Origin of the sequence: Curtobacterium sp. PhB146, from assembly GCF_004342995.1 — a bacterium.
GTDB lineage: Bacteria > Actinomycetota > Actinomycetes > Actinomycetales > Microbacteriaceae > Curtobacterium.
Genome location: NZ_SMBN01000001.1, coordinates 1,097,744 through 1,120,730 on the forward strand (window position 1 = coordinate 1,097,744; position 22,987 = coordinate 1,120,730).

At 70.7% G+C, this 22,987-nt stretch carries 21 protein-coding genes and 1 tRNA gene; 14 read left to right on the forward strand and 8 right to left on the reverse strand.

Annotated elements, in window-relative coordinates; genetic code table 11:
• Nucleotides 1-5: 5 nt before the first annotated feature.
• The 3 genes from EDF33_RS05405 to EDF33_RS05415 all read right to left on the reverse strand — a co-directional run bounded on the left by EDF33_RS05405 (nucleotide 6) and on the right by EDF33_RS05415 (nucleotide 2,379).
• Nucleotides 6-446 carry a VOC family protein gene (locus EDF33_RS05405; RefSeq protein WP_132099476.1) on the reverse strand — a complete coding sequence of 147 codons (441 nt, stop codon included), beginning with the start codon at nucleotides 444-446 and terminating at the stop codon, nucleotides 6-8.
• 10 nt (nucleotides 447-456) lie between these two features.
• The gene (gene dacB, locus EDF33_RS05410) at nucleotides 457-1,782 is read right to left on the reverse strand and encodes a D-alanyl-D-alanine carboxypeptidase/D-alanyl-D-alanine-endopeptidase (RefSeq protein WP_243692363.1); all 1,326 of its coding nucleotides are present in this window, start codon (nucleotides 1,780-1,782) and stop codon (nucleotides 457-459) included.
• A 102-nt stretch (nucleotides 1,783-1,884) separates the two neighbouring features.
• Nucleotides 1,885-2,379: a MarR family transcriptional regulator gene (locus EDF33_RS05415; RefSeq protein ID WP_131921214.1), complete on the reverse strand. Its 495-nt coding sequence runs from the start codon at nucleotides 2,377-2,379 to the stop codon at nucleotides 1,885-1,887.
• A gap of 79 nt (nucleotides 2,380-2,458) precedes the next feature.
• On the opposite strand from EDF33_RS05415, the gene EDF33_RS05420 reads away from it, so the two are divergent.
• A tRNA-Gln gene (locus tag EDF33_RS05420) sits at nucleotides 2,459-2,530 on the forward strand.
• A 174-nt stretch (nucleotides 2,531-2,704) separates the two neighbouring features.
• On the opposite strand, the gene EDF33_RS05425 is transcribed toward EDF33_RS05420, so the two are convergent.
• The 3 genes from EDF33_RS05425 to EDF33_RS05435 all read right to left on the reverse strand — a co-directional run bounded on the left by EDF33_RS05425 (nucleotide 2,705) and on the right by EDF33_RS05435 (nucleotide 5,987).
• The gene (locus EDF33_RS05425; RefSeq protein WP_131846981.1) at nucleotides 2,705-3,955 is read right to left on the reverse strand and encodes a sugar ABC transporter permease; all 1,251 of its coding nucleotides are present in this window, start codon (nucleotides 3,953-3,955) and stop codon (nucleotides 2,705-2,707) included.
• A 53-nt stretch (nucleotides 3,956-4,008) separates the two neighbouring features.
• The gene (locus EDF33_RS05430; protein ID WP_131847029.1) at nucleotides 4,009-4,773 is read right to left on the reverse strand and encodes an ATP-binding cassette domain-containing protein; all 765 of its coding nucleotides are present in this window, start codon (nucleotides 4,771-4,773) and stop codon (nucleotides 4,009-4,011) included.
• Nucleotides 4,774-4,877: 104 nt separating this feature from the next.
• Nucleotides 4,878-5,987 (reverse strand): substrate-binding domain-containing protein, encoded by a 1,110-nt coding sequence (locus EDF33_RS05435; protein WP_131846982.1) that lies wholly within the window; start codon nucleotides 5,985-5,987, stop codon nucleotides 4,878-4,880.
• Between the two features lie 215 nt (nucleotides 5,988-6,202).
• Between EDF33_RS05435 and EDF33_RS05440 the strand changes: the two genes are divergently transcribed.
• The 10 genes from EDF33_RS05440 to EDF33_RS05485 all read left to right on the forward strand — a co-directional run bounded on the left by EDF33_RS05440 (nucleotide 6,203) and on the right by EDF33_RS05485 (nucleotide 18,363).
• Complete coding sequence (locus EDF33_RS05440; protein ID WP_131846983.1) at nucleotides 6,203-7,681, forward strand: sugar porter family MFS transporter; 1,479 nt, start codon at nucleotides 6,203-6,205, stop codon at nucleotides 7,679-7,681.
• 21 nt (nucleotides 7,682-7,702) lie between these two features.
• Nucleotides 7,703-8,734: a LacI family DNA-binding transcriptional regulator gene (locus EDF33_RS05445; protein ID WP_165901473.1), complete on the forward strand. Its 1,032-nt coding sequence runs from the start codon at nucleotides 7,703-7,705 to the stop codon at nucleotides 8,732-8,734.
• 119 nt (nucleotides 8,735-8,853) lie between these two features.
• Nucleotides 8,854-10,083, forward strand: a complete 1,230-nt coding sequence (locus EDF33_RS05450) for a Gfo/Idh/MocA family oxidoreductase (protein ID WP_279387371.1) — start codon at nucleotides 8,854-8,856, stop codon at nucleotides 10,081-10,083.
• Nucleotides 10,080-10,982 carry a sugar phosphate isomerase/epimerase gene (locus EDF33_RS05455; RefSeq protein ID WP_131846985.1) on the forward strand — a complete coding sequence of 301 codons (903 nt, stop codon included), beginning with the start codon at nucleotides 10,080-10,082 and terminating at the stop codon, nucleotides 10,980-10,982. The genes EDF33_RS05450 and EDF33_RS05455 overlap by 4 nt, the downstream gene beginning before the upstream one ends.
• Nucleotides 10,979-12,034, forward strand: coding sequence for a Gfo/Idh/MocA family oxidoreductase (locus EDF33_RS05460; RefSeq protein ID WP_131846986.1), 1,056 nt, complete (start codon nucleotides 10,979-10,981; stop codon nucleotides 12,032-12,034). The genes EDF33_RS05455 and EDF33_RS05460 overlap by 4 nt, the downstream gene beginning before the upstream one ends.
• A gap of 59 nt (nucleotides 12,035-12,093) precedes the next feature.
• A complete protein-coding gene (gene iolG / locus EDF33_RS05465) occupies nucleotides 12,094-13,104 on the forward strand; it encodes an inositol 2-dehydrogenase (RefSeq protein ID WP_131846987.1) in 1,011 nt (336 codons plus the stop codon).
• Nucleotides 13,101-13,988, forward strand: a complete 888-nt coding sequence (locus tag EDF33_RS05470; protein WP_131846988.1) for a sugar phosphate isomerase/epimerase — start codon at nucleotides 13,101-13,103, stop codon at nucleotides 13,986-13,988. The genes iolG and EDF33_RS05470 overlap by 4 nt, the downstream gene beginning before the upstream one ends.
• Before the next feature lie 92 nt (nucleotides 13,989-14,080).
• On the forward strand, nucleotides 14,081-14,920 hold the full coding sequence (iolB, locus tag EDF33_RS05475) for a 5-deoxy-glucuronate isomerase (protein WP_131846989.1): 840 nt from the start codon (nucleotides 14,081-14,083) through the stop codon (nucleotides 14,918-14,920).
• A 24-nt stretch (nucleotides 14,921-14,944) separates the two neighbouring features.
• Nucleotides 14,945-16,861, forward strand: a complete 1,917-nt coding sequence (gene iolD, locus EDF33_RS05480) for a 3D-(3,5/4)-trihydroxycyclohexane-1,2-dione acylhydrolase (decyclizing) (RefSeq protein ID WP_131846990.1) — start codon at nucleotides 14,945-14,947, stop codon at nucleotides 16,859-16,861.
• Complete coding sequence (locus EDF33_RS05485) at nucleotides 16,858-18,363, forward strand: NAD-dependent succinate-semialdehyde dehydrogenase (RefSeq protein WP_131846991.1); 1,506 nt, start codon at nucleotides 16,858-16,860, stop codon at nucleotides 18,361-18,363. Before iolD ends, EDF33_RS05485 begins: the two co-directional genes overlap by 4 nt.
• 53 nt (nucleotides 18,364-18,416) lie before the next feature.
• On the opposite strand, the gene EDF33_RS05490 is transcribed toward EDF33_RS05485, so the two are convergent.
• Nucleotides 18,417-19,187: an IclR family transcriptional regulator gene (locus EDF33_RS05490; RefSeq protein ID WP_131846992.1), complete on the reverse strand. Its 771-nt coding sequence runs from the start codon at nucleotides 19,185-19,187 to the stop codon at nucleotides 18,417-18,419.
• Nucleotides 19,180-19,965 carry an IclR family transcriptional regulator gene (locus tag EDF33_RS05495; RefSeq protein WP_131846993.1) on the reverse strand — a complete coding sequence of 262 codons (786 nt, stop codon included), beginning with the start codon at nucleotides 19,963-19,965 and terminating at the stop codon, nucleotides 19,180-19,182. The genes EDF33_RS05490 and EDF33_RS05495 overlap by 8 nt, the downstream gene beginning before the upstream one ends.
• A 114-nt stretch (nucleotides 19,966-20,079) precedes the next feature.
• Between EDF33_RS05495 and EDF33_RS05500 the strand changes: the two genes are divergently transcribed.
• Genes EDF33_RS05500 through EDF33_RS05510 form a run of 3 tightly spaced genes read left to right on the forward strand, consistent with a single transcriptional unit; the run spans nucleotide 20,080 to nucleotide 22,957 of the window.
• Nucleotides 20,080-20,970, forward strand: a complete 891-nt coding sequence (locus EDF33_RS05500) for a transketolase (protein WP_131846994.1) — start codon at nucleotides 20,080-20,082, stop codon at nucleotides 20,968-20,970.
• Nucleotides 20,967-21,917, forward strand: coding sequence for a transketolase C-terminal domain-containing protein (locus tag EDF33_RS05505; RefSeq protein WP_131846995.1), 951 nt, complete (start codon nucleotides 20,967-20,969; stop codon nucleotides 21,915-21,917). Before EDF33_RS05500 ends, EDF33_RS05505 begins: the two co-directional genes overlap by 4 nt.
• The gene (locus EDF33_RS05510) at nucleotides 21,914-22,957 is read left to right on the forward strand and encodes a PfkB family carbohydrate kinase (RefSeq protein WP_131846996.1); all 1,044 of its coding nucleotides are present in this window, start codon (nucleotides 21,914-21,916) and stop codon (nucleotides 22,955-22,957) included. The genes EDF33_RS05505 and EDF33_RS05510 overlap by 4 nt, the downstream gene beginning before the upstream one ends.
• Nucleotides 22,958-22,987: the final 30 nt, after the last annotated feature.

The window sequence follows — 22,987 nt, forward strand, 5'->3', positions numbered from 1 at the left end:
CGGGTCTACTCCGCTGGCTTCGCATCCTCGGGAGCCCCGCCGCCGGGGTTCGCGACGACCTCCCACAGGTGCCCGTCCGGGTCCTGGAAGAAGCCGGACCACATGCCCCACGGCCGTGTGTACGGCGCCGCGAGCATCGTCGCGCCGGCGATCCGGGCCCGGTCGAGGAACGCTTCGGCGTCGGCCTGACTGTCGACGAAGTGCCCGATCGTCGCCGCGGGGCCGTCGGCGAGGGCAACACCAGAGTCCTTCGCCATGTCGTCCCGCCCGTAGACGCTGACGATCAGACCGTCGTCCAGGGTGAACATCGCCGTGGTGCCGCCCGCTTCGGTCTCGGTCGGCGGGTACTCGGTGCCGATGACGCCGCTGCCCTCGATCCCGAGCAGTGCGCGGTAGGAGTCCGCCGATCGTGCGACGTCGGCGACGGCCAGGGTGATCGCGTGCATGGGCGGGAGGCTACCCCCGGTGCGCGGAGGCGTCTCCGCCGCAACGCCACAACGCCGCGGCCAGGGCGTCGATCTCCTGCCGTGCGCTCGGATCGTTCGTCCCCTCGGCGAAGACCGTGAACACGACACGGTCCCCGGCGACCTCGTCGGTGACTCCCGTCAGGCCGTACATGTCGTCGAGCGTCCCGGTCTTGCCCCGGACGTGCCCGCGGGCGTCCGCTGCTGCGCCGGCGAAGCGGCCGTTCTCACCGAGCGTGCCCGTCCGTCCGGCCACGGCGAGTCCGGCGTCGACCGGTGCGAGGCCGTCCCGCTTCGCGGCGACCGCCCGCATCAGCGTGGTGAGTGCCGAGGCGGGCACCCGGTTGTCCGGGCTGAGACCGGAGCCGTCCATGAGCCGCAGGCCCTCGGTCGGCACGCCGTAGTGGACGAGTGCCTTCGCGCTGCCGGCCTGCACGGCGTCGAAGGACCGACCGGCACCCTCGGCGATCGCGACGTGGCGGGCGAGCACCTCGGCGAGGGTGTCGTCGGAGTCGGTGAGCAGCATCCCGACGAGCTCCGACACCGTCGCGGACCGCACCGTTCCGAGCACCTGCCCGCCGGACGGCGCCGCCACCGAGGCCGTGTCCACCCGGACGTCCGGCCCGAGGAGCGCCGCGAACGCCGTCGCAGCGCGGGCGACCGCTCCGTCGCTCCGCATCGAGTACGACTCCGTCGGGTCGTCGCGGTCGCCGTCGACCATGAGCGCCGTGATGTTCGAGACGCTGCCGCTCGTGCGGGCGCTCTCCGGCCAGCTCGGGTGCCACGCCGGGCCGTCGAACAGGGCGGTGTCGACCTGCACCACGGTCACCGGTCGTCCACCGCGGGCGGCCAGCACCTGCTCCGCCAGGTCGTCCAGGTGCGGTGCGTGCGGGTAGACGCTGTCCTGACCGGACGGCAGTCGACTCAGTGTCGGGTCCCCGCCGCCGACCAGGACCACGGCCCCGGGGCGGGTGCCGTCGACCACCGAGGTGGTGAAGCGGTGATCGGGTCCGAGGGCGGACACCGCGGCGGCGGCCGTCACGACCTTCATCGTGCTGCCCGTCTGCGTCGGTTCGTCGCCGCGGTGCGTCAGGACCGGCTTCCCGGTCCGGGCCGATCGCGCATCGAGGAACAACGAACCGGCGTGCCAGCGGGCGGCGAGAGCATCGGCGGTGCAGCGCTCACCTGCCGCCGTCGCCTGGCGCTGCGCTCCGATGGCCGTGGCCGTCGCAGTGATTCCGGCGGCCAGCAGCAGGAGCACGACCGCGAACACGATGGTGTGTCGGCGGCGACGGATGAGGGCACGGAGTCTGGGCACGGGACCATCGTGGCGAGCATAGGGTTCGGCACACATCGAGCCGACGACCGAAGCGTGGCCATGGGCTTCGGTCCAGCGGGTGAAGCGGTCGCAGCGGTCGGTTCAGTCGCCGAGGCCGAGGATGAGTCGCCGGAGCAGCCCGGCCAACTGGTCCTGCTCGGCGTCGGACACCCCGGACAGGATGTCCCGCTCCGCCGTCAGCAGGTCCGCGATGGCCGCGTCGACCGCGATCCGGCCTTGGCTGGTCAGTGACACGAGGATGCCGCGGCCGTCCTTCGGGTCCGTCCGACGCCCCACGAGCCCACGCGCCGTCAGACGGTCGACCCGGTTCGTCATCGTGCCGCTCGACACCAGGGTCTGCTGCAGCAAGGTCTTCGGACTCAGCTCGTACGGCTCACCCGCCCGTCGCAGGGCCGACAGCACGTCGAACTCCCACGGCTCCATGTCACCCGCGTCGAACGCTGCTCGCCGCGCGCGGTCCAGGTGCCGCGCGAGCCGGTCGACGCGGGACAGGACCTCGAGCGGGCCGAAGTCGAGGTCGGCACGCTCACGACCCCACGCCGCGACGATCCGGTCGACCTCGTCCTGGTGCGGCATCCCTCCATCTTGGCCGAACCCGGGGCGGACGGCCAGCCTCGTCGGTCATGGGAGGATGGACGTGCACCCACGGGTGCGTTCCGCCTTGGTGTAATGGCAGCACGACGGCCTTTGGTGCCGTTAGGTCCGGGTTCGAATCCTGGAGGCGGAGCCGAGGCTTGATCCGGGTTCGCCGCGTCGGCGTTCTGGGAACGGGTCTCACCGACGCACGTCGCGTGGTGATCGCTGCCGAGGCTCCGGAGCGCTGACGCGCGGACGGGAGGCCCGGTGCCAGCTGGCACCGGGCCTCCCGTCCATCCGCGGCCCGTCTTCGGGCCACGCGCGGTCAGGCGGCTCCGTGGCTCGCTCGGGAGCGGCGGGAGAGGGAGTCGATGATCACCGCGAGGAGCAGGACGGCCCCGGTGACGATGTAGCGGGTGTAGTCCTCGAAGTTCAGCAGGTTCAGGCCGTTCGCGATCGACTGGATCACGATGACGCCGAGCAGTGCGGACCAGATGTTGCCGCGTCCACCGAAGAGGCTGGTCCCGCCGATGACCGCCGCTGCGATCGCGTTGAGGTTGACGTCGCCGCCACCCGAACTCAGCGTCGCGGCCGAGAGGTGTGCCGATGCGAGGAGCCCGCCGATGACGGCGAACACCGAGCAGAGCATGAACACCGAGATGTACACGAGGCGCACCTTGATGCCGGACCGGCGGGCGGCTTCGACGTTGCCGCCGACTGCGTAGATCGACCGGCCCCACTTCGTCCGCTTCACCAGGTAGTTCATCACGACGACCAGCAGGACGAAGAACACGAAGGACGTCCCGGTGCCGCGGTCGGTCGAGAGGTACCAACCGATCGCGCTGAGTCCGATGAGCAGCAGCGCCGCCTTGAGGACGACGAGCGACTTCGAGCCCGTCGACAGCCCTGCCCGGGCTCGTCGGGCATCTCGCCGGAGGTCCGCGAACAGGGTGCCGCCAGCCGCCAGCGCCGCGAGCACGTAGACGAGCCAGGGTGGCAGGTAGGAGAACAGCGCGAACTGCACGATGAAGGACTCCGTCGGCAGGTTGATCGAGCCGTTCTGGCCGAGGACGAGCAGCTGCACACCGAGGAACGCGAGGAGCCCAGCGAGTGTGATGACGAAGCTGGGGACACCGAACCGCGTGTACAGGAGGCCGTACAGCAGGCCGATGAGGGCTCCGACGCCGAGTGCGACTGCGATCACCGCGATGAGCGGCCAGTGCAGCTGTGTGAGCCCGACGCCGAGGATCGCTGCGGCGAGACCACTGACGGAACCGACCGAGAGGTCGATCTCGCCGAGCAGGAGCACCAGGACGATCCCGATGGAGATCGTGCCGGCCGCGGCGCACTGGACGGCCAGGTCGACGAGGTTCGTCGCGTAGAGGAAGCTCCCGCCGGGCGTCAGGAGACCGAAGGCGACCCAGATGACGACGAGCCCCACCACGACCGGGAGACTTCCCAGGTCGCCTGCGCGGACCCGGCGACTGAAGCTGGTGATCGCGCCGCGAACGCCTTCTTCGCGCAACAGCCGTTCGTCCTGCAGGTCTGCTGCGGCGCGGGAGGTCGGTGTGCTCATGGTGACGGGGTCCGGAGAGGTGCCTCGTGGCCGCTTGCTCTGGCGGGTGCTGCTCATCGGTCTGTCTCTCGTTCGGATTGCGCGGCGGCGCGACGGGTGACGGCGTTGTCGGTGGCGCCGGTGATCGCGGCGATGATGTCCTCGTAACTGACGTCGGCAACGGTGAAGTCACCGTTGTTGCGGCCGAGGCGGAGCACTGCGACGCGGTCGGCGACGGCTCGGACGTCGGCGAGGTTGTGGCTGATCAGCACGACGCCGTGGCCGCGGTCGCGGAGGCGTTCGACGAGGTTCAGGACCTCGGCGGTCTGCGCGACGCCGAGCGCGGCCGTCGGCTCGTCGAGGATGACGATCTTCGGGTCGCCGATCAACGACCGGGCGATCGCGACGGTCTGCCGCTGACCGCCGGAGAGCGACGCGATGGGAATGCGGACGGACGGGATCCGAGCCGAGAGCTGTCGGAGCAGCTCCCAGGACTTCCGCTCCATCTCCTCTTCGTCGAGGACGAAGTGCGAGACCTCGCGCCCGAGGAACAGGTTCGACACGACGTCGAGGTTGTCGGCGAGTGCGAGGTCCTGGAAGACCGTCGCGATCCCGAGCGCCTGCGCAGCCGCCGGCGAACCGATGTGGACGGGCTCGCCCTCGAAGGTGATGGTTCCTTCGTCCGGGGTGTAGACGCCGGCGAGGATCTTGACGAAGGTGCTCTTCCCCGCGCCGTTGTCGCCGACGAGGGCGACGACTTCGCCCGCGTGGACGTCGAAGTCGATCCCGGAGAGCGCCTGGACGGCACCGAACCGCTTGCTGATGCCCTGGAGGGACATCACCAGGTCCTTCTGGACGGGGACGGGTGTGGGTTCCGCGATGGTCACGGGGGACTCCTTGGCTTCAGGGGAGGGAGACGGAAGTGCGTCCCCCTCCCTGCGGGTCACTTGATGCCGTACTTCGTGCATGCGTCGGCGAGCTGCGTGGTGCAGATGTCCTTCGCGGTGAAGAGTCCGTCCTTCACGACCGTGTCCTTGATGTTGTCCGCGGTGACGGCCACCGGCGTGAGGATCACCGACGGCACGGTCTTGCCGCTGGCGGTCTTCACGGTGCTCGTGGTGGAGGCCTTCTTGCCCGCCGCGAGTTCCAGTGCCAGGTCAGCCGCTCCCTCTGCCTCCGGCTTGAACGCCTTGTAGACGGTCATGTACTGCTTGCCGGCGAGGATCCGCTGCAGTCCTGCGAGCGTCGCATCCTGGCCGGTGATGGGCGGGAGATCCGTCGCGCCCGCCGCCTGCATCGCGGAGATCACGCCGCCCGCGGTGTCGTCGTTCGCCGCGTAGATCCCCTTGATGTTGTCGACGCCGACCTTGGAGATCTGGCCCGCCGCCCAGCTCTGCGCCTTGGCAGGGTCCCAACCGGGGGTGTCGTACTCGCCGAGGACGTCGTAGCTGGTGGTGGAGAGCACCGATTGCGCGCCGGCCTTGAACTGGGAGGCGTTGTTGTCAGTCGGCGAGCCGTTGACCTCGAGGACGCCCGCATCGTCTGCGATGCCGAGGTCCTTCATCCGGTCGACGAGCGCGGTCGCCTGCAGTTCGCCGACCTTGTTGTTGTCGAAGGAGATGTAGGCGCTGACATCGCCCGAGTTGATCAGCCGGTCGTACGAGATGACCGGGACGTTCTTCGACTTCGCCAAGCTGACGATCGAGGCGGCTGCCTCGCCGTCGAACGCATCGAGGACGAGCACCTTGACGCCCTGCGTGAGCATCGCCTGGGCCTGCTGTTGCTGCTTCGACGCGTCGCCGCCGGCATTCTGGTAGAGCACCGAGCAGTCCGGGCACTTCTCCTTGATGCGGTCGGTGAAGAGCGGACGGTCGGCACTGGCGAACCGTGCCGTGACCGAGTCGGGCAGCAGCAGCCCGATCTTCGCGTTCGTCGCGGATCCGCCGCCTCCCGACGACGATGCCTGGGATCCGTTCGAGCACGCGGTGAGCGACCCCGCGAGGAGCGTGATTGACGCGGCAGCGATCGCTGCTCGTGTGACGACTTTCTTCATTGAAGGCCTCCATCTGCCACCTCCATTGGTGGCCTGGATCCGCTGGTTACTACCCAACGAACAACTTGTCCGCCGAACGATACGACACGCGCTCACCCCTCCACAAGCACCAAATCGAGAACTGGCCGGGCTGCGACGAAAACCGCCGCCTGCTACCGTGTGAACAGTCCGTCCGCGAAGTGATAACTGCGGGAGTCGATGACGAAGGAGTCAACATGTCTGGACAGGGTCAACCGCGCGAGGCGCTCGAACTACCTCCCTTGACAACGGGACCGCACCGGAAACGGATCGGCCTCATCTCGGTCGTCGCCTGCCTCGGGGGGCTCCTGTTCGGCTACGACACCGGCGTCAGCAACGGTGCCGAGATCTCGATCCAGTCGCAGCTCGGGCTCGACGACATCGGGCTCGGCGTCGTGATCTCGTCCCTCGTCTTCGCCGCGGCCGTTGGCGGGCTGATCGGGGGCCCGGTGTCCGACCGCATCGGCCGGCGCTCCACGATCCTCGCGATGGCGGTCTTCTTCTTCTGCGGCACGCTGCTCGCCGTGTTCTCGCCGAACTTCGAGGTGCTGCTTGCCGGGCGCATCGCCGTCGGCCTGGCGGTGGGAGCCGCGTCGATCGTCGTCCCCGTGTACCTGGCTGAACTCGCGCCGCTCGAGATCCGCGGCATGATCACCGGCCGCAACGAGCTCGCGATCGTCAGCGGGCAGCTCGCGGCGTTCGTCATCAACGCGATCATCGGGATCATCCTCGGCGACGAGGGTGGCGTGTGGCGCGTCATGTTCTTCATCTGCGCGATCCCGGCCGCCGCACTGTTCATCGGCATGCTCCGGATGCCGGAGTCCCCGCGCTGGCTCGTCGAGCACGGTCACGACGAGCGTGCGCTCGCGATCCTCAAGACCGTCCGCAACGAGGGCCGCGCCGAGGTCGAACTCGAGGAGATCCGTCGCGTGACGGCCGAGGAGCCGAGCGAGACCCGCCTGAACGGTCTGAAGGCCCTGCTCTCCAGTCGTTGGCTCATCCGCATCGTCCTGATCGGGTGCGGCGTCGCCATCGCCCAGCAGGTCACCGGGATCAACTCGATCATGTACTACGGCCAGCGCATCCTGATCGAGTCCGGGTTCGGGGCGAACGCCGCTCTGATCGCGAACATCGCCCCGGGCATCCTCGCCGTCGTCGGCGGGCTCATCGCCCTCCGGAACATGGACCGCGTCGACCGCCGGAAGACGTTCATCCTCGGGCTCTCCCTGACGACCACCTGCCACATCCTGATCGGCGTCTCGTCCCTGGTCATCCCGGACGGCAACCCGATCCGCCCCTACGTGCTCCTGTTCTTGATCTGCGCCTTCGTGCTGTCGATGCAGTCATGCCTCAACATCGCGGTCTGGGTGTGGTTGGCCGAGATCTTCCCGCTCAACATGCGCGGCCTCGGGACCGGGATCGCGGCGTTCGCCGGCTGGCTGATGAACGGTGTCCTGGCGCTCTACGTGCCGTCGCTCATCGAAGGCGTCGGCATCACCGGAACGTTCTTCCTGTTCGCCGTGATCGGTGCGATCGCGTTGGCCTTCATCGTGACGCAGGTGCCGGAGACCCGAGGTTGGTCGCTCGAGCGGCTCGAGGAGGAGGTCACGACCGGCGCGATCTACATCGACACGATCAAGGGCAAGGCGAAGCGGGCAGTTCGCGACGAGCGGTGACCGTGCTGCAAGATGTGGAGCATGGCTGACGACGGGTCCACCACGGCGGCGCGGCGCGCGACCATGCGGGACGTCGCCGACCGTGCCGGGGTGTCGAAGTCGCTCGTCTCGCTCGCGTTCAGCTCGCCCGCTTCGGTCAGTCCGGAGCGGCGCGCACGGATCCTCGACGCCGCCGACGCGCTGGGGTTCCGGCCGAACCGCGTGGCGCGCTCGCTCAACGGTGCCCGGGATGACTTCGTCGGCATCCTGGTCGCAGACTCGCGGAACCCCGTGCTCGCCGAGGTCGTCGACGCGGCGCGGGTCTCCCTGGCGGCGGGCGGTCGCCTCGGGCTGATGACCAGTGCGGTGCTGCCGAACGGTTCCTCACGCCCGCGCCTCGACCTCGATGCGGTCGCCATGCTCGGGGACCTGCAGCCGTCGGGGCTCATCGTCGTCGGGTCGGTGCCCACCATGGACCGGGTGGTGCAGGTGATGGGTGCCGCACGCATCGTGATCGCCAGTGCCCGACCCGGTCGACTCGCGGGAGCGGCCACGGTCCGGGGGGACGACGAGGTCGGGATCCGGCTCGTCGTCGACCACCTGGTCGACATCGGGCACCGGCGCATCGGGCACGTGGGCGGAGCCGGGGGTCGCGTCGCCACCGGACGGGCGGAGGCCTTCCGTGCCGCGGTCCATGAACACGGGCTCGACGGGGCGCTGGACGGGGGGCTGGTTGCCGAGAGCGACTTCTCCGAGGCCGCCGGCTACCGAGCGGCCCTCGAGCTGCTCGACCGGGACGAACCGCCGACGGCGATCACGGCCGTGAACGACCTGGCCGCGATCGGCGTGACAGCGGCCGTCCGGCAGCGCGGACTCTCCGGCTCGGTCGCGGTCACCGGGTACGACAACACGTACCTGGCGGCGCTCGGGGCAGTGGACCTGACGTCCGTCGACCCGGACAACGCTGCGATCGGGCGGCGTGCCGCGGAACTCCTGCTCTCGGAGGAGAACCCCGGCGAGGTGCTCATCGCGCCGACGCTCCGCGTCAGGTCGTCATCGGTGCCGCGCGACTGACAGTGCGCGACCGGCGCGTGATGCGCCGAGGTTGACACCGGCGAAACCGCGGTCGTACATTGAACCGGTCCAGATTTTGGACCGGTTCAAAATCCTCGCCAGGAAGCAAAGGAGCACCCGTGGCAGAGAACAGCGCACCCCGCTCGGTCGGAGTCGGGCTCATCAGTGTCGGCTGGATGGGGCGCCTCCACTCGCGCTCCTACGCCCTCCTCCCACTCGTCTACCCGGAGCTCGGGATCCGTCCCCGCCTCGTCGTCGCCGCCGACGTGGCACCGGCCGGTCGCGACTACGCGAAGGACGTCCTCGGCTACGAGAAGGTCGTCTCCGACTACCGCGAGGTCCTGAACGACCCCGAGGTCGACGTCGTGTCGATCTGCGCTCCGAACTCGCTGCACGCCGAGATCGGCATCGCCGCGGCCGAGGCCGGCAAGCCGTTCTGGATCGAGAAGCCCGTCGGCCGCGGGGCCTCCGAGACCGAAGCCGTCGCCGCAGCCGCCGACGCCGCCGGTGTCGCCACCACGATCGGCTTCAACTACCGGCACGTCCCGGCCGTGCAGCACGCACGCCAGCTCGTCCTCGACGGTGCCCTCGGCCGGATCACGAACGTCCGTGGCCGGTTCTTCGGCGGCTTCTCCTCGAACCCGGCGGACCCGCTGACGTGGCGCTTCGTCCGGGCGACCTCGGGCAGCGGGGTCCTCGGTGACCTGATGGGGCACCTCGTCGACCTCATGCACTACGTCCTCGGCCCGATCGGCTCGATCTCGGCTGCGACCGGCACCTACCTGACCGAGCGCCCCGGGCTGCCCGGCACGCCCGACGCCGGCAAGCTGCTGCCCGTCGAGAACGAGGACTACGCCACGATGCTCGTCCGATTCGGCGACTCCGCCGTGGGCGCGGGCGCGATCGGCAACCTCGAGGCCTCCCGCATCGCCGTCGGTCCGCGTTCTGAGTACGCGTTCGAGATCTTCGGCACCGAGGGGTCGGTCCGCTGGGACTTCGAGCGGCTCAACGAGCTCGAGGTGGCCCTCGCCCGCACCGGGCAGCACGTCGGCTACACCCGCGCGTTCGCCGACGGGTACTTCCCCGACTACTCCCGGTTCCAGCCGAGCTCCGGCACGAGCATGGGCTACGACGACCTCAAGGTGATCGAGGCGGCGAAGTTCCTCACCGCGGCCACCGGCGGCGAGGCCACCGGATCGAACATCCACGACGCCGTCGCCTCGGCCCGCGTGCTGAGCGCCGCCGAGGAATCGGCGGAGTCGGGTCTGTGGGTCGACCTGCCCGTCGAACCGGGCACCACCGCCAACACCAGCGCCGTCGCAGCCGAGATCGACGGGGTGCGCGCATGAGCCTCCGCATCGCGACCGCACCGATCTCCTGGGGTGTCAGCGAGGTCGACGGCTGGGGCCACCAGCTGCCGCCGGAGCGCGTCCTCGCCGAGATGACGTCCCTCGGCTTCGAGGCCACCGAGCTCGGCGCCCAGGGGTTCCTGCCCCCGGCGCCCGAGGACAAGGCGGCCCGGCTCGCCGAGTTCGGCATGACGGCGATCGGCAGCTTCGTGCCGGTCATCGCACACCAGCCCGGCACCGACCCGCTGCCCCGGATCGAACAGGAACTCGCCGACTACGCGGCCTCCGGAGCGACCGTGCTCGTGGTCTGCGCGGACAGCGAGCAGACCGGCTACGACGCCCAGCGCGAGCCGCTCACCGACGAGCAGTGGGCGACGCTGTTCACCAACCTCGACCGGATCACCGAGGCTGCGGCCGCGGTCGGCGTCACGGCGACCCTGCACCCGCACGTCGGGACCGTCGTCGAGACGAAGGACGACGTCGACGCCGTGCTCGCCGGCTCGACGATCCCGTTCTGCTTCGACACCGGGCACCTGTTCCTCGGTGGCACGGACCCCGTCCGCTTCGCCGCCGAGCACAGCGACCGCATCGCGTACATGCACCTCAAGGACGTGTCCCTCGAGGGTGCGCAGTGCGTGGCGGACGGCGAGATCAGCTACTTCGACGCGATCAAGGCCGACCTGCTCTACCGGCCGGTCGGACAGGGCGACGTGGACATCCGCGCGATCCTGACGAGCATGGTCGAGGCCGGCTTCGACGGCTGGATCGTCCTCGAGCAGGACAAGGTCGTGCTCGACGAGCCCGCTCCCGGCACCGGCCCGATCGAGGACGCCCGTGCGAGCGTCGATTTCGTCCGTGCCCTCGTCGCCGAGCTCGAGGCCGCCGAGGTCACCCGGTGAGGGTCGGCGTCGCCGGCCTCGGCCGCATCGGAGCGATGCACGCTCGGAACCTCGCCAGGACCCCGGGCGTCGACGAGGTCGTGCTGATCGGCCGCGACGCCGGCCGGACCGAGGGCGTGCGCACCCGGCTCGACGAGCAACGCGGGGCCGAGACCGGCTGGGCGTCGGTGTCGACCACCGTCGATCCGCTCACGGACGTCCTGCCCTCGCTCGACGGTGTCCTCGTCGCGTCGGCGACGGACACCCACGCCGACCTGGCCCGCGTCGTCGCGGACTCGCACACCCCGCTCCTGATCGAGAAGCCCCTCGCGCTCGGCGTGGACGAGCTCACCGAGCTCTCCCGCGACCTCGACGCGACGGGGACCCCGATCATGGTCGCGTTCCACCGCCGCTACGACCCGGGGTACCAGCGGTTGCGGCAGCACGTCCTCGACGGTGACGTCGGCACGCTGCGACTCGTGCAGGCGACGGAGAACGACCACCACGCCCTGCCGGTGGACTACATCCCGCAATCGCACGGCATGTGGCTCGACCTGCTCGTCCACGACTTCGACATCATCCCGTGGGTCGTCGGCGACCCCGTCGTCGAGATCTCGATGATCGGGTCCGTCCTGGACGAGCCCGTGTACGGCGACCACCAGGACACCGACACGGCGATGGTGACCCTGCGGTTCGCGTCGGGTGCCGTCGGCAGCATCGGAGCGCTCCGCCGGAGCGGCGCCGGCCAGGACGTCCGGCTCGAGGTCACCGGCACGAACGGCGCGTTCGGCGCGGGCTACGGACCGCGCACGCCGATCACGTCGACCGAGCCCGGCGGCGTCGCCCCGGCGAACCCGTACGACACCTTCGGCGACCGGTTCGTCCCGGCGTTCGAAGAGGAGATCGCGCACTTCGTGCGGATGATCCGTGGCGAGTCGGAGAGTCTCACCCCGCCCGCGGCCGGGCTCGTCGCCACGGCGCTCGCCGAAGCGGCTGCTGAGTCGTTCCACACCGGTCGTCCCGTGCGACCACGCAGTACCGCGTCGACCACGCGGACCACCACCACCGCGTAGACCACGCGGACCACCACCACCGCGTAGACCACGCGGACCACCACCACCTGGAGATTGCAATGACGCAACAGATCCGGATCGGCCTCTTCGGCACCGGGCGCATCGGACAGGTCCACGCCATGAGCGTGGCCGCCATCGAGGACGCGGAGCTCGCGTGGGTCTGCGACCCCTTCGTCGAGGGCGCCGAGCGAACGGCCGCCGAGTACGGCGGCAAGGTCAGCACCGACCCGGCCGAGGTCTTCGCCTCGGGGGAGGTCGACGCGGTCATCATCGCGGCACCGACCGCCACCCACGTCGACCTCATCGACGCCGCGATCGACGCGGGCGTCCCGGTGCTCTGCGAGAAGCCCATCGACCTCGACCTCGAGCGGGTCGACCGGCTCCGCGCGAAGGCCGCGGCGGCCACCGTCCCGATCGTGCTCGGCTTCAACCGGCGGTTCGACCGACACTTCGCCGAACTGCACCGCCGGGTGAGCGCGGGGGAGATCGGCACGCTGGAGCAGGTCCTCATCACGAGCCGCGACCCCGCTGAGCCACCGGCCGGGTACCTGGCGTCGTCCGGCGGGATCTTCCGCGACATGACGATCCACGACCTCGACATGGCGCGCTTCTTCGTGCCGGACATCGTCGAGGTGACCGCCCGCGGCGCGAACACGTTCAGTGCGACGGCCCGCGAGCTCGGCGACTTCGACTCCGCGGTCGTCACGCTCCGCGGTGCGGGCGACGAGCTCGTGGTGATCACGAACTCGCGGCACGCGGCGTACGGGTATGACCAGCGCTTCGAGGTGTTCGGGTCCGAGGGGCTCCTGCAGGTCGGCAACCAGACCGACACCCTCGTCCGGCACTGGGGTGCCGGTGCCGTCGAGGCACTGGAGCCGTACCAGAACTTCTTCCTGCAGCGGTACGCCGAGGCGTACCGGCTCGAGGTCGTCGAGTTCCTGAAGGCGGTTCGGGGTGAACCCTCCCGCAGCCCCGGGTTCGAGGACGGCCGCGCCGCGCTCGTCCTCGCCGACGCCGCCGACCGATCGGCCCGCACGGGCGGATCGGTCACGGTCGACCTGTCGCGATGACCGGGATCAGCCACGACCTCGTCGCCACCTGCTGGACGACGTCGGGGACCGCGGTGCCGGACGGCCCGTCGGAGCGCAGCTCGTTCTCGGCACGGGACCGGGTCAGTGCCACGGCGGACGCCGGGTTCACCGGGCTCGGGTTCGTCGTCGACGACCTCGAGGTCGTCCGGGACACGATCGGGTTCGACGCGCTCCGGGCCCACGCCGACCGCCTCGGCATCGGTCACCTCGAGGTCGAACTCGTCAAGGACTGGTGGCGCGACCCGTCGGACGCGCCGTGGCGTGCCCGATGGGACCTGCTCCGCGACGCCGCGCAGGCCTTCGACAGCCCGATGGTGAAGATCGCGCCGCCACCGGCGCCGACGGTCGCCTCGGTCGAGCCCTACGTCGGACCGTTCCGCCGGCTGGCCGACGAGGCCGCGGCGATCGGCACGCGACTCGCGCTCGAGCCGCTGCCCTTCGCCGGGATCTCCTCGCTGCCGCAGGGATCCGAACTGGTCAGGGCGGTGGACCATCCGCACGCCGGCCTGGTCGTCGACTCCTGGCACGTCTTCCGCGCCGGGACCTCGCTCGACGAGCTCCGCCGCACCCTGGACCCCGCGACGGTCGTCGGGGTCGAGGTGAACGACGCGGACGCCCTGCCCGAGGCCGGCCGCACCCTGTTCGAGGACACCCGGGACAACCGGCGCTACCCGGGCGAGGGTGCGCAGGACGTCGTCGGCTTCTTCCGCACGATGGCCGAGGTCGGCTGGTCCGGCCCGTGGGGCGTCGAGATGCTCTCGATCGAGCACCGCGCGAAGTCGCTGGCCGACGCCCTGGACGCCGCACGCGACACCACCCTGCGGTGCATCCGGCTCGCTGAAGCCGGTCTCCGCCTCGCCTGAGCACTTTTCTCACAGCGGACGATTCGTCCGGCCAGCGAGAAAAGCGGTATGCTCTTTCCATCCGAACGCAACGACGCAGAGAGGATCACAACATGGTCGACCCGCAGGTGCTCAAGCACGGCGCATGGGACGTCATCACCCCGGAGATCGCCGGTTGGGAGTTCATCACCTTCCAGGTGAAGACCTTCGGCGACGGCGAGACGGTCGAGCTGCCCGCCGACGGCAACGAGCGGGCGTTCGTGAACCTGCACGGCGACCTCGTCCTCACGGTCGCCGGCGAGGAGTACCGCCTCGGTGGCCGGGACACGGTCTTCGACGGACTCGGGCACACGCTCTCCGTCCCGCGCGACACCGCGGTGACGATCACCGCCACCCCCGGAGCCGAACTGGCCATCGCGACCGCGCCGGCCACCGAGCAGCACGAGGTCGTCCTGGTCACGCCGGACGACGTCGGATCCGCCACCCGTGGTGCCGGCAACGCGACGCGGCAGGTCTCCACGCCGATGTCACCCGACTTCCCGGCCGACCGCCTGCACATCGTCGAGGTGTGGACCCCGGGCGGCAACTGGTCGAGCTTCCCGCCGCACAAGCACGAGCACGACGTCGACGGCGAAGCGCAGCTGGAGGAGGTCTACTACTACCGCCTCCGCGACCCGGAGAACGGCTGGGCGCTGCAGCGGGTCTACAGCCCGGAGCGCGACTTCGACCTCGACGTCCCCGTCCGCGACGGCGACATCTGCCTCATCCCCTGGGGGTACCACACCACCGTGGCCGCCCACGACCAGGACCTCTACTACCTCAACGTCCTCGCCGGCCCGGCGCTGAAGCGCACCCTGCAGGCCGCAGAGGACCCCGCGCTCGCCCCGGCCCGCGCCAGGTGGGAAGCCCTCGGCACCGATCCGCGTGTGCCGTTCGTCCCCGTCCGCCCCTGACCCACCACGAAAAGGAAGTTCGCAATGGTGCAACACCCTCAGCCGACCCGCCGCCTCACGGTGGGCCAGGCGATCGTCGAGTTCATGCAGGCCCAGCACGTCGAACGTGACGGGGTGACGCAGCCGTTCTTCGGCGGCGCGTTCGGCATCTTCGGCCACGGCAACGTCGCCGGGCTCGGACAGGCGCTCCTGCAGTACCAGGACGTGTTCCCCTACTACCAGGGCCGCAACGAGCAGGGCATGGTCCACATCGCGACCGGCTACGCGAAGACGAAGAACCGTCTCGGCGCGCTCGCCGTCTCGACCTCGATCGGGCCCGGCGCGACCAACATGGTCACCGGTGCCGGTACCGCGACGGTGAACCACATCCCCGTCCTGCTCTTCCCGTCGGACGCCTTCGCCACCCGGTCCACCGGCGCGGTGCTCCAGCAGCAGGAGCACCCGTACGCGATGGACGTCACCGCGAACGACTCGTTCCGTGCGGTGTCGCGGTACTTCGACCGGATCAGCCGACCGGAGCAGCTCGCCTCAGCCTTGCTCGAGGCGATGCGCGTGCTGACGAGCCCGGCCGACACCGGCGCCGTCACCATCGCCCTGCCGCAGGACGTGCAGGCCGAGGCGTTCGACTTCCCGGAGACGCTGTTCTCCGAGCGGGTCTGGCACGTCGCCCGCAACCGTCCCGACGCCGCGGCGATCCAGCGTGCGGCCGAGCTCATCAAGGGTGCGAAGAAGGCCGTCGTCATCGCCGGCGGTGGCGTCGTGTACTCCGAGGCGACCGGGGAGCTCGTGCGCTTCGCCGAGTCGACCGGCATCGGCGTCGGTGTGACGCAGGCGGGCAAGGCCGGCATGCCGTGGGACCACCGGCTCGCCCTCGGCGCGCTCGGTTCCTCCGGCTCCGCGTACGCCAACGCCATCGCGAACGACGCCGACGTGGTCATCGGCATCGGGACCCGCTACACCGACTTCACGACGGCCTCGAACACCATGTTCCAGAACCCCGACGTGGCGTTCGTCAACATCAACGTCGCCGAGATCGACGCGTTCAAGGAATCCGGCATCCCGCTGGTCGGCGACGCCCGCGAGACGCTCGCCGAACTCCGTGCCGCGCTCGACGGCTTCACGCTCGACGCCGACGTCGTAGCCGCGAACGAGCAGGCCGCCGCGGACTGGCGTGCCGAGGTGGACCGCATCATCGAGGTCCAGGACAGCCGGACGCTGTCCCAGGCCGAGATGCTCGGGCTCCTCAACGCCTCGGCCGAGCCGGACGACGTCGTGGTCAACGCCGCCGGCTCGATGCCGGGCGACCTGCACCGCCTGTGGCGTCCGGGCAGCCCGAAGGGCTACGACATCGAGTACGGCAACTCGTGCATGGGCTACGAGGTCGCCGGTGGCGTGGGCGCACAGCTCGCCGCACCCGAGCGCCGCGTGCACGTCCTGGTCGGTGACGGCTCGTACCTGATGATGTCGCAGGAGATCATGACCGCGGTGCAGGAGCACCTGCAGATGACCATCGTCATCGTCGACAACTTCGGCTACGGCTCGATCGCCGCACTGTCCGAGACCCTCGGCTCGCAGACGTTCGGTACCCGCTTCAACGAGCGCGGTGAGGCGCTCCGCCACGACGGCCGCCGGCTCGAGGTCGATTTCGTCGCCAACGCGGCGAGCTACGGTGCCGAGGTCTTCTCCGCCGACACCGCGGACACCTTCCGCTCCGCACTCGACGCGGCCCGTGCACACGACGGCACCAGCGTCGTGTACGTCCGCGTCGACGCCCAGGGCCGCTTCGGCGGCTCCGGCGCCTGGTGGGACGTGCCGGTCGCCGAGGTCTCGACGCTCGACAGCACGAAGGACGCTCGCGCCACCTACGACGAGCACAAGCGCGAGCAGCGCCTCTACCTGACGCAGTCCGCACCCCGCGTCCGAGAACTGGAGCACTCATGACCGACGTGACCGACGTCCGCGGCGCCACCGACGCCGTGGACTCGACGACCGACCGGGCGATCATCACCGCCGGGGTCCCCACGGGCCTCCTGATCGGCGGGGTGGAACGCGCAGCGTCCGACGGCGCGACGTTCGACGTCCACGACCCCGTGGACGGCCGCGTCATCGCCACCGTCTCGAGCGGGACCCGGAACGACGCCCAGGCGGCCGTCGACGCCGCGGCGGACGCCGCTGCCGACTGGGCCGCGACCCCACCCCGCAAACGGTCTGAGGTGCTGTCGCGGGCGTACGACCTGATGGTCGAGCGCGCCGACTGGTTCGCGCGGCTCATCACGGCGGAGAACGGCAAGGTCTTCGCCGACGCCCGTGGCGAGGTCCTGTACGCCGCCGAGTTCCTCCGCTGGTACGCAGAAGAGGCCGTCCGGATCCCGGGTGCGCTGCAGACCGCACCGGGTGGCACGAACAAGATCCTCGTCGAGCACCGTCCGATCGGCATCGCGATCCTCGTCACCCCGTGGAACTTCCCCGCGGCGATGGCGACCCGCAAGATCGGACCGGCGCTCGCCGCCGGGTGCACGACGGTCTTGAAGCCCGCGAGCGACACCCCGTTGACGGCCCTCGCGATCGGTGCACTCTTCACCGAGGCGGGACTGCCGGCCGGGGTCCTCAACGTGCTGCCGAGCCGGTCCTCCGGCACCGTGGTCGAGCAGATGGTGCGCGACCCGCGCGCCCGGAAGCTCTCGTTCACCGGCTCCACCGAGGTGGGCGTGAAGCTCATGAAGCTCGCCGCGGAGTCCGTCGTCAACACGTCGATGGAGCTCGGTGGCAACGCGCCGTTCGTGGTCTTCGACGACGCCGACCTCGACGAGGCGGTCGCCGGCGCCATGATCGCCAAGATGCGGAACGGTGGTGAAGCGTGCACCGCGGCGAACCGCTTCTACGTGCAGGAGGGCATCGCCGAGGCGTTCTCGGCACGTCTCGCCGAGGCGATGGGCGCGCTCCGGACGGGCGACGGCCTCGACCCGCAGGTCCAGCTCGGCCCGATGGTGAACGAGACCGCCCGCGACGACATCGCCCGGCTCGTCGACGGCGCGAAGGAGGACGGCGCCACGGTGCTGACCGGCGGAGCGTCCCCCGACGGCCCCGGCTGGTTCTACCCCGCGACCGTCCTGACCGGGGTGCCGGAGCACGCGCGCATCCTCAAGGAGGAGATCTTCGGGCCGGTCGCGCCCGTCGTCACCTTCCGCACCGAGGACGACGCCGTCCGGCTCGCGAACGGGACCCCGTTCGGCCTGGTCTCGTACGTGTACACGCAGGACCTCGCGCGTGGGCTGCGGGTCAGCGGACGGATCGAGTCCGGCATGGTCGGGCTGAACCGTGGTCTGGTGTCCGACCCGGCGGCGCCGTTCGGCGGGATGAAGGAGTCCGGCATCGGTCGCGAGGGCGGCGCCGAGGGGCTCCTGGAGTACATGGAGTCGCAGTACATCGCCGTGAGCTGGTAGCGCTCGCGCCACCGCAGGCCCGGCCCGGGCCCGCCGACGGCACTGCGTGCGCGTCAGGACAGCGGGGTCGCCAGTTCGCTGGTGGCCCCGCTCGTCAGTTCCGCGACGGCCGCGCGCGCGGCGTCGGTGAACTCCTGCTGTCGGTCTCGGACGTCTACCGACCGTCCGGCGACCGACAAGCACCCGAGCAACGCCCCGTCGGCCCCGAGCACGGGGAACGCGAGCGCGCCGATCCCGATCGTGGCGTCGTCGAGTGAGAGCGTGTACCCCTGGGACCGCGTGCGCTCGACGTCCTCGCGGAGCGCGTCGGCTTCCACGATGGTCGCACTCGTCAGCGGTCGGCGCTCGGGCCCGTCGGCCAGGTACTCGTCGACGTCGCGGGTGTACGCGAGCACGAGGCGTCCGGCTCCGCCGGCGTACAGCGGCAGGGAACGGCCGGGCGCCAGGGTCAGGACGCCGATGCCACGGCCGGGCGCCCAGTCGACGCACACCGCCTCGTCGCCGCGTGGCACGGTCAGGAACGCGGTCTGCTCGGTGCGCTCGGCCAGGGCGTCGAGGATCCGTCGGGCGCCGGACCACTCGGTCATGGCGTCCCGTGCGGCGTCGGCCAGGTGCAACCACTTCACGCTGAGGCGTGCACGGTTCTCGTCCGTGGTGGTCGCCATGCCGACGGCACGGAGCCCGTCGATGAAGCGGTAGACACTCGGGCGGGGGAGGCCCGTCGCCTCGGCGAGTTCAGCGGGCGAGAGGTCCCCGCGCTCGGCGAGGGCCTCGACCACCGCCATCGAGTTGGCGAGCACCCGCATCGGTTTCCGCTCAGCCACGTCGACCTCCGTCGTGCCCCAGGTCCGCACTGATCGCGGCGGCGGTGGACATCACCAGTTCCGCGAGCTCGGACTCGCGGTCGACGAGCCGTTCGCGGAGCCCGCTGATGGACACCGCGGCGACCAGCTCGCCGCGGTGGTTGAAGACGGGGCTGCCGAAGGCGGCGATGCCGATCGTGACGTCCTGGTCGGACCGGGCGTAGCCACGCGTCCGGGTCGCCTCGAGCTCCGTCTGCAGCTCGCTCCGGGGTGGGACGGCGTACGGCAGGTCGGGCGTCGCCAGGAGTTCGTCGACCACGGCGTGCTGTTCGCCGGCGGCCAGGAACGCCAGGAGTGCGCGGGGTGCCCCGCCCACGTGGAGCGGCAGCGAGTCGCCCACCTGCATCGCCACCGAGCGGACGTCGTGTCCCTCGAGGCGTTCGACGCACACGGCACGCGTCCCTCGGCGGTAGCAGAGCAGTGCGGCAACGCCGACGCTCGACCGGAGTTCGCGGAGCCGCGGCAGTGCGAGCCCGCGCACGTCGAGCGAGTCCTCCAACACGCCGCCGATCTGCATGCAGGCGAGCCCGAGCCGGTAGGTCCCGCGTGCCGGGGCGGCGTCGACCCAGCCCATGGCGGTGAGGCTCTGCAGCAGGCGGTAGGTCGAGCTCGTGGGTTCCCCGACCGCATCCGCCAGCGCGCTCACCGTCAGCGCCTCGGTGTCGGCCAGTGCGTCGATGATCGCGCCGGCCTTGCTGAGGATCTCGATCCCGCCGTCGTCGGAGGCGCCGTCTGCCATGTCGTCATCCTCCCACGCCGACCCTGCTGATCGAATCCACTTAATCTCACGCAGTAGACACACCGTTCACCGAGTGATAGTTTAGTGGCACCACCGCAGAACGAAGGAGTCGCCGTGACACGCAACGACGCGAGAGACGTCGAACACCTGGAGACCGTCGCCCGAGAAGGACGCTGGCGTGTCCTCGAGACGGTCGCGACGAGCAAGGCGGGGCACATCGGTGGCCCGATGTCCGCCATGGACCTGATGGTCGCCCTCTACTTCCACCAGCTCCGGATCGACCCCGAACAGCCGCAGGACCCCGACCGCGACCGGTTCATCCTGTCCAAGGGGCACTCGGCGATCGGGCTGTACTCGGTCCTGGCCCTCCGGGGGTACTTCCCCGTCGAGGAGCTCGCCACCTTCGACCATGGCGACTCCCGACTGCAGGGCCACCCCGACATGAAGCTCACGCCGGGGGTGGACTCGTCCACAGGGTCCCTCGGGCAGGGGCTCTCGGCTGGCTCCGGCATGGCGATCGCCGCGAAGATGCAGGGTAAGGACTTCCACACCTGGGTGGTGCTCGGCGACGGCGAGATCGAGGAGGGCATGGTCTGGGAGACCGTGATCCACGCCCCCCGCTACGGCCTCGACAACCTCACCGCGATCGTCGACCTCAACGGCCTGCAGCAGTACGGCTGGCCGGCCGGCGACCACGACCGCTACGACCGCAGCGAACCGATGGGGCACGTGAACCTCCCCGCCGTGTTCCGCGGGTTCGGCTGGAACGTCATCGAGATCAACGGCCACGACTTCGAGGAGATCCTCGACGCGTACGCCGAGGTCGACGCCGCCCGCGGCACGTCCGGCAAGCCGACGGCGATCATCGCCCACACCGTCAAGGGCAACGGTGTCTCGTTCACCCGCGCCACGTTCAAGTGGCACAACGGCGTGCCGACCGCGGAGCAGCTGGACACCGCCCGCACGGAACTGCTCATCGACCAGAAGACGGAGGCCCTGGCATGAAGGCGCAGCGCGCAGTGTGGGGGGACACCCTCACCGAACTCGCACGGACCGACGACCGCATCGTCGTCGTCGACGGCGACCTCGCGACCTCGACCATGGCGGTCACGTTCGCCGAGGCCCACCCGGACCGCTTCGTCCAGGCCGGCATCGCCGAACAGAACATGGTCGGTATCGCGTTCGGCATGTCGACCCTCGGCTACCGCCCCTGGCTCTCGTCGTTCGGCGTCTTCCTGACGAACCGCGCGCTCGACCAGGTGCGCATGCTCGTCTCACAGACCAAGGCCCCCGTCCGCCTCGCCGCCGCCTACGCCGGGCTGCTCAACGGTGCGAGCGGCAAGACCCACCAGGACATCGAGGACCTGTCGGTGATGCGCGCGCTGCCGAACATGACCGTCCTCGCGCCGGCCGACGAGACCGAGGCCGCCGCGATGATCCGCTGGGCCGCCGACCACGACGGCCCCGTGTACCTCCGTCTCGCCCGCGACGCGGTCGCCGACGTCTTCGACGACGGCTACGAGTTCCGCGTCGGTGCCCCGGTGCTGCTCCGCGACGGGGGGAGCGACGCTGACGTGACGGTCGTCTCGACCGGCGTCCAGACCTCCCGCACCGTCGAGGCGATCACCGCCGTCGAGGCCGAGGGACACCGCGTCCGACACGTGCACCTGCCGACGATCAAGCCCCTCGACGACGACGCCCTCTGGGCGCTGCTCGACGGCGCGGCCCAGGTCGTCACGGTCGAGGAGCACAACGTCGTCGGCGGACTCGGTGACGTCGTCGCGGCGGTCCTCGCCGGCCACGCCAGCGGAGCCCGCCTGCACAAGGTCGGGCTCGCCGACTCCTGGGCCGAGTCGGGACCGAACGACTTCCTGCTCGACAAGTACGGACTGTCGGTCGAGCGCGTCGCGGACCGCATCCGTGCCGTCCTCGGGGAGCGAGTCGCCGCATGAGCACGCTGCGTCCGGACGCTGCGGCGTGGACGGGGACCCGGACGGGACGCACGATCGTCACGCTCACCCCGGCGCCCGCGATCGACCGGACGTACTCCGTCGACACCCTGCGGGGCGGGGCCGTGCACCGCGCCCACACCGTCACCGAGACACTCGGGGGCAACGGCGTGAACGTCACCCGTGCGCTCCTCGCGCACGGCGCGGCGTCGCACGCGGTCGCCCCGTTGTCGCCGGAGGCGCTCGCGCCCCTCGACGACGACGCTCGCACCGGCCTGACGCCGGTGGACCTCGGGGTGCGCACCCGGGTCAACACCGTCGTGACCGGGTCGGACGGCGTCACCACGAACGTCAACGAGGCCCCGGCCCCGCTGACACGTGCGCAGTGGACGACGCTGACCGTGGCCGTGCTCCGCACCACGCTGGAGACCGACGCCCGATGGCTCGTGGTGACCGGGTGCCTCCCGACCGTCGCCGGTGGCGACCACCTCGTCGACGTGCTCCCGCTCGTCGTCGCGGCCCGCGCCGTCGGACTGTCGGTCGCGTTCGACGTCCCCGGGCACCAGCTGACGGCGGTGCTCGACCCGCTCGCGCCGGTTGATCTCGTGAAGCCGAACGTCGACGAACTCGCGCAGGCCGTCGGACACCCCGTCACGACGGTGGACGAGACGGTGCGTGCAGCGCGCGCCCTCCTCTCGCGGGGCGCACGACGCGCCCTCGTCACGATGGGTGCCGACGGGGCGCTCCTCGTCGACGCCCACCGACACGAACTGGTACCCGGGGTCGCGACCGACTGCGTCGACACGACCGGGGCCGGTGACGCGGCGCTCGCCGGGTACCTGTCCGCCGAGGCCGACGGTGCGACGCCGTCGGCCGCCGCACGACTCGCGGTCCGCTGGGGCGCGGCGGCGGTCGCCCAGCGGGGTGCTGCACTCCGCGCCACACCGGCCACCCGTGGCGACGGCGCTCCGCCGTCCCGCGCACCCCACCTCACCGACCACTCCGCCTGGCTCCGCGTCGACTCGCTCGCCGCGACCGGCTGAGCGCCGTCCGCAGGACCCCGCGGGCGCCCG

Excerpts from the sequence above, each read along its gene's own strand:
- EDF33_RS05405 (WP_132099476.1), bottom strand. The coding sequence starts at position 446 with ATGCACGCGATCACCCTGGCCGTCGCCGACGTCGCACGATCGGCGGAC.
- EDF33_RS05415 (WP_131921214.1), bottom strand. The coding sequence starts at position 2,379 with ATGCCGCACCAGGACGAGGTCGACCGGATCGTCGCGGCGTGGGGTCGT.
- EDF33_RS05425 (WP_131846981.1), bottom strand. The coding sequence starts at position 3,955 with ATGAGCACACCGACCTCCCGCGCCGCAGCAGACCTGCAGGACGAACGG.
- EDF33_RS05430 (WP_131847029.1), bottom strand. The coding sequence starts at position 4,773 with ATGTCCCTCCAGGGCATCAGCAAGCGGTTCGGTGCCGTCCAGGCGCTC.
- EDF33_RS05435 (WP_131846982.1), bottom strand. The coding sequence starts at position 5,987 with ATGAAGAAAGTCGTCACACGAGCAGCGATCGCTGCCGCGTCAATCACG.
- EDF33_RS05440 (WP_131846983.1), top strand. The coding sequence starts at position 6,203 with ATGTCTGGACAGGGTCAACCGCGCGAGGCGCTCGAACTACCTCCCTTG.
- EDF33_RS05445 (WP_165901473.1), top strand. The coding sequence starts at position 7,703 with ATGGCTGACGACGGGTCCACCACGGCGGCGCGGCGCGCGACCATGCGG.
- EDF33_RS05455 (WP_131846985.1), top strand. The coding sequence starts at position 10,080 with ATGAGCCTCCGCATCGCGACCGCACCGATCTCCTGGGGTGTCAGCGAG.
- iolG (WP_131846987.1), top strand. The coding sequence starts at position 12,094 with ATGACGCAACAGATCCGGATCGGCCTCTTCGGCACCGGGCGCATCGGA.
- EDF33_RS05470 (WP_131846988.1), top strand. The coding sequence starts at position 13,101 with ATGACCGGGATCAGCCACGACCTCGTCGCCACCTGCTGGACGACGTCG.
- iolB (WP_131846989.1), top strand. The coding sequence starts at position 14,081 with ATGGTCGACCCGCAGGTGCTCAAGCACGGCGCATGGGACGTCATCACC.
- iolD (WP_131846990.1), top strand. The coding sequence starts at position 14,945 with ATGGTGCAACACCCTCAGCCGACCCGCCGCCTCACGGTGGGCCAGGCG.
- EDF33_RS05485 (WP_131846991.1), top strand. The coding sequence starts at position 16,858 with ATGACCGACGTGACCGACGTCCGCGGCGCCACCGACGCCGTGGACTCG.
- EDF33_RS05495 (WP_131846993.1), bottom strand. The coding sequence starts at position 19,965 with ATGGCAGACGGCGCCTCCGACGACGGCGGGATCGAGATCCTCAGCAAG.
- EDF33_RS05505 (WP_131846995.1), top strand. The coding sequence starts at position 20,967 with ATGAAGGCGCAGCGCGCAGTGTGGGGGGACACCCTCACCGAACTCGCA.
- EDF33_RS05510 (WP_131846996.1), top strand. The coding sequence starts at position 21,914 with ATGAGCACGCTGCGTCCGGACGCTGCGGCGTGGACGGGGACCCGGACG.